Here is a 4,860-nt window from a genome sequence, read left to right on the forward strand (position 1 = left end):
GAGTTGGGGGTGGCGGAGTGGGGGTCATGGGCGGCTGATCTCTGCGCGGAAGCCGTCGTCCTTCAAGAACAGCGACGTGTGATCGGCGGCGAGGTGACTCCACTTCAGGTCGAGGCCGCCGTCGACCAACAGGGTCTGGCCGGTGACGTAACTGGACAGGTCGGACAGCAGGAACAGAATTGCGCCCGCCTGCTCCTCGGGCCGTCCGCGGCGCCCCATCGCGATGGCGGCGCGATCGCGTTCGGGGTCTGGGTCGACGTAGGTCTGCGAGGCGGCCGTCTCGGTGACGCCCGGTGCGACGGCATTGACGCGGATGCCGTCGATGGCGAGCTCCAGGGCCATGGTGCGGGTCATCGCCACCACCGCCGCCTTCGCGGTGCCGTAGGCGATGTGGAACGGCGCGGTGTTGAGGCCGCTGATCGACGAGATGGACACGATCGAGCCCGGCTTGCCCTGCGCGCGAAGCTCCGCGGCGACGGCCTGACTGGTGAAGAACGTCGTCTCCAGATTGGCGGTGAACAGGTCGCGCCAATCGGCGCGGGTCACCCGGGTCGACGGCATCCAGGTCGACGGGGCGGCACCGCCTGCCACGTTGACGAGGCCGTACAGCTCGCCGTCGGTTCGGCGGACCTGATCCATCACCGCGGCGATGCCGTCGTCGGTCGACGCGTCGGCAGCGACCGGCACGACGGACAGTCCACGCCGAGCGAGCGGCACCACGTGCTCGTCCAGGTTCTCCTTGGACCGGCTCACTGCGATCACGGTGGCCCCGGCCTCGGCGGCCATGGCAGTCACCGTCGTCCCGATGCCGCCGCCACCCGCGCCGGAGACCACGACGATGCGGCCGTCGAGACTGAGAAGTCCATGAACCGAAGACATGACTCGCTCTCTGCCGCGTAATTGTCCGGACAACATATGCTGCTCTGCCTATTGGAGAACACTATTCCGCAGGCACAATGCGATCGTCAAGACTCGATCTTCTCGGACCCTTCCTATTGTCTGGACTAGCTGGGCTTGCTATCGTCCGATCCGTGAACGGCGGACCGATGACTCGCTATGCTGCCCCGACCTCGCCGACGGCGGCCGAGGGATGGAGCCTGCAGCGGCTGACCGCGCCCAGCCGACTGTTCGGTGCCAACGGTCTGCGTACCGGTCCCGATGGCCGCATCTACATCGCGCAGGTCACCGGCAGCCAGATCAGCGCGCTCAACCTCGCCAACGGTGAACTCGAGACCGTCAGCGCCAAGGGCTGCGACATCATCGCGCCCGACGACGTGGCGTTCGACGGGTCCGGCAACCTCTTCGCCACCGAGGTCATGGATGGCCGCGTCAGCGTGCGCAACGCCGACGGCACCACCCGCGTCCTGCGCGACGACGTCCCCTCCGCCAACGGCATCACGTTTCACGACGGTCGGCTGTTCATCGGAGAGTGCCGAGAAGGCGGCAGGCTCATGGAATTCGACCTCGCCGGAGGTCCGCCGCGGATCCTCTTGGAGAACGTGCCGTCGCCGAATGCCATGGAGATCGGACCCGACGGGTTGTTGTACTTCCCGGTGATGGGCGCCAACGAGATCTGGCGCATCGATCCCGACGGCGGTGAGGCTCAGACGGTGGCCACCGGTCTCGGCGTGCCGGATTCGGTCAAGTTCGACTCCGAGGGCTTCATCGTCTCCACCCAGGTGGCCAGCGGCCAGGTACTACGCATCGACCCGCGTACCGGTGAGCAGACCGTGCTGGCGCAACTGACACCCGGCCTGGACAACTGCACGTTCGTCGGGTCCGGTTCGGGGGCGCGCCTCTTCGCGTCGAACTTCACTGGCGAGATCACCGAGATCCTCGGCGGCGGCAAGACTGCCACGGTCCTGCCGGGAGCGCTCAACTGGCCGCTCGACGTCACCGTCGGCAGCGACGGCCTGGTCTACGTCGCCGACGGCACCTACTTCTACGCACTTGCGCCCGACGGCTCGCTGCAGACGGTCGGCATGCTGTTCTCGCCTGGCTACCCGGGCTTCATCCGGGGACTCGTCGCCTCGGGTCCCGGCGAGTTCGTCGTAACGACCTCGGGTGGCCAGATCACCCGCTACCGACCGGCAACCGCCGAAAGCGAGGTGTTGGCAGACGGTTTCGATCAGCTCTACGGTCTGGCCATGACCGCGCGCGGCGTCGTGGCCGTGGAACAGGGCAGCGGCCAGGTGGTGGCCGTGGACCGTTCGGGGGCCCTCGAGGTGCTCGCCAAGGGACTGAACGTGCCCGTCGGCGTGACCGTGACGCCCGACGGCACCGTCCTGGTCGCCGAGTCCGGCGCGGGTCGCGTGGTGCGCCTCACCTCGTCGGGCGCCGAGACCGTGATCGACGGACTCCGACGTCCGCAGGGCATCCTCGCCACCGACGGTCAGCTGTTCATCGTGGACGCGGGCGAGAAGGCGGTCGTCACCGTCGACCTGACGAGCGGGGCCCGCACGACCATCGCCGCCGGACTGCCGATCGGCCCCCCGCCGGGGGTGGAACCCAAGCCGCTCAGGGGAATGCCCCCGTTCTCCGGGCCACAGGGTCCGTTCGCCGGCATCGCCGCGGGACCCGACGGAACGCTGTACGTGTCGGCCGACGGAGAGGGCAGCGTGTTCGCGCTGCGAAGGGGCTGACCGCCATGACGGTCACTCCCGCCGACCACCGCTATCTTCAGGTGGCCCGTACGCTGCGCAAGGAGATCGTGGACGGGGTGTTTCCCGTCGGCTCGCAACTGCCGACGGAACACGAGTTGTGCGAACGGTTCTCGGTCAGCCGCTACACCGTCCGGGAAGCCCTGCGCAGGCTTCGCGACGACAACCTGGTCTCGTCGCGGCCGCGGGCCGGCACCATGGTGGTTCCACGGGTCTCGGTGAACTCCTACGCCCAGGACAACATGACCATCGACGATCTGCTCGCGTTCGCCAGTGGCGCCGGTCTTGACATCGACTCCACCGGAATGGTCACCGTCGACGCCGAACTCGCTGCGCACACAGGGCTTCCCGTTGGCGAGGAGTGGCTGGCCGTGCTCGGCTTCCGGCAGGCGGTCGACGCCGAGTACACGCATTGCTGGACCGAGTACTACATCAATCGCGCCTTTGCGGCCGTAGGCAGACTGCTGCAACGGCACACCGGCCCGATCTTCCCGCTCATCGAGGACCTCTTCGGGGTGAGCATTGTCGAGGTCCATCAGGAGATCGGCGCGGTGCTGGTGACGCCCGACCTCGCGGGACGCCTCAAGGTCGCCGCGGGCTCACCCGCCGTCGAGGTGCATCGCACGTACAAGACCTCCGACGGCGACGTCGCCCAGGTCACCGTCAACACGCACCCCGCGTCTCGTTTTCGGCACTCGATGACGCTGCGCCGGGTCAGGGGTTAGTGCGCGCCGGTGACCAGGGCATTGCACGACGACGCCTATGCGCGCGGACTGTGGGTCAGCACCACGCTTGCCGACTCGCTCCGGGAGGCGGCGCAGCTGACACCCGGTCGAATCGCGCTGGTGGACGGCGACATCCGACTCGACTGCCGGACTCTGCTGACGCAGGCTGAAGACCTGGCCGCCGCACTAACCGAACGGATGCCCCGCGGCAGTGTGGTGTCCTTCATGCTCCCCAACTGGCACGAGGCAGCGGTCATCTACCTCGGAGCGACGATCGCCGGGCTGGTCGTGAACCCGATCCTGCCGTCGCTACGCGATCACGAGCTGAGCTTCATCCTCGACGATGCCGACACCCGGATCATCTTCATCCCCACCATCTTTCGCGGTCACGACTACTCGTCAATGCTGAGTCGGGTCGTCGCGGCCATGGCGAACCCGCCCGAGGTGGTCGTCGTGCGTGGGTCGGCGGATGCGCACACGGCGTACGGTGCGCTCTTCAATGGGCGGACCTGCGAGGTCCCCGTCGATCTCGATCCCGATGCGGTGCGGATGATCCTCTACACCTCGGGTACCACGGGGCGCCCCAAGGGGGTTCTGCACAGCCACAATTCGATTCACGCGCTGATCCAGCAGATCCGCGAGCACTGGCTGATCGAGCCCGGTGACACATTCCTGGTCCCTTCACCAATCGCACACATCGGCGGTTCCATCTACGCCTTCGAATGCCCACTGCTCGCGGGTTCCACTGCGGTGCTGATGGACCGTTGGGACGCGGACGCGGCGATCGAGCTGATGACGTCGCATCGATGCACCCACATGGCGGGCGCGACCCCGTTCCTCGAACAGTTGTTGGCGGCGGCCGAGAAGGCCGGCACGAGGCTGCCCGCGCTCAAGGTGTTCATCTGCGGCGGGGCGGGTGTTCCGCCCTCACTCATCCGCAGGGCCGCCGCGTATTTCGACCGTGCCGCCGTCAGCCGGGTGTATGGCTCGACGGAAGTCCCCGTGACGACCGTAGGGGCCCTTGATGACGCCGACCGTTCCGCCGACACCGACGGGAGGCCCGGGATCGCGGGCGTGCGAATCGTGGACGGCGAGATCCGCGCCCGTGGTCCCCAGATGCTGATCGGCTACCGGCACACCCGCGACGGCGCGGACGTGTTCGACGACAACGGCTTCGTCCGCACGGGCGACCTCGGCCGCTGGGACGACGACTGCCTGGTGGTCACCGGCCGAGCCAAGGACGTCATCATCCGAAACGGTGAGAACATCTCCCCCAAGGAGATCGAGGACCTCCTGATCGGACATCCCAGCATCGTCGAGGTGGCGATTGTCGGCGTGCCAGACGTGCGGACCGGTGAGCGGGCGTGTGCGGTGATCGTCGCGGCGGCCGGCGGCGGCCCGGACGTCTCCGATCTGCGCGACTTCCTCGAAGGGCATGGGGTGGCCAGGTTCAAAGTGCCTGAACAGGTGACGAT

General features: G+C 67.7%; 4 protein-coding genes. 3 read left to right on the top strand and 1 reads right to left on the bottom strand.

The window, feature by feature from the left end; all coding sequences use genetic code 11:
• Positions 1 to 24: 24 nt before the first annotated feature.
• A complete protein-coding gene (locus ACRDUX_RS16565; RefSeq protein ID WP_526415105.1) occupies positions 25 to 879 on the bottom strand; it encodes an SDR family NAD(P)-dependent oxidoreductase in 855 nt (284 codons plus the stop codon).
• 167 nt (positions 880 to 1,046) lie between these two features.
• Here ACRDUX_RS16565 and ACRDUX_RS16570 point away from each other — a divergent pair, with 167 nt between their 5' ends.
• The 3 genes from ACRDUX_RS16570 to ACRDUX_RS16580 form a co-directional block, all read left to right on the top strand.
• The gene (locus tag ACRDUX_RS16570; RefSeq protein ID WP_526415106.1) at positions 1,047 to 2,642 is read left to right on the top strand and encodes a Vgb family protein; all 1,596 of its coding nucleotides are present in this window, start codon (positions 1,047 to 1,049) and stop codon (positions 2,640 to 2,642) included.
• A 5-nt stretch (positions 2,643 to 2,647) separates the two neighbouring features.
• The gene (locus tag ACRDUX_RS16575; RefSeq protein WP_526415107.1) at positions 2,648 to 3,385 is read left to right on the top strand and encodes a GntR family transcriptional regulator; all 738 of its coding nucleotides are present in this window, start codon (positions 2,648 to 2,650) and stop codon (positions 3,383 to 3,385) included.
• A 9-nt stretch (positions 3,386 to 3,394) separates the two neighbouring features.
• Positions 3,395 to 4,860 (top strand): AMP-binding protein (locus tag ACRDUX_RS16580; RefSeq protein ID WP_526415108.1); only part of this gene is annotated, 1,466 nt, incomplete at its 3' end.

It is taken from the genome of Mycobacterium sp. (genome assembly GCF_050701675.1).
Taxonomy (GTDB): domain Bacteria; phylum Actinomycetota; class Actinomycetes; order Mycobacteriales; family Mycobacteriaceae; genus Mycobacterium.